Genomic DNA, 209 nt, shown 5'->3' on the forward strand with positions numbered 1-209 from the left:
GTATTAGCACCACTTTCGCGGTGTTGTCCCCAGTTTAGAGGCAGGTTGTCTACGCGTTACTCACCCGTTCGCCACTATCTGCTGTCCAACACCCAAGGCTCTTTTCAAGAACTCTCGGTGTTGAACAGCAGACCGTTCGACTTGCATGTGTTAGGCACGCCGCCAGCGTTCGTCCTGAGCCAGGATCAAACTCTCCATAAAAGTATTTC

Annotated in this window: 1 rRNA gene; it reads right to left on the bottom strand. The window is 51.7% G+C overall.

Annotation, left to right across the window (positions count from 1 at the left end):
- Window positions 1–201: ribosomal RNA gene (locus tag GT1_RS22065) — 16S ribosomal RNA — on the bottom strand; the annotation flags it as partial.
- Window positions 202–209 lie beyond the last annotated feature (8 nt).

The organism is Sporomusa sp. GT1, assembly GCF_014634905.1.
GTDB lineage: Bacteria > Bacillota > Negativicutes > Sporomusales > Sporomusaceae > Sporomusa > Sporomusa sphaeroides.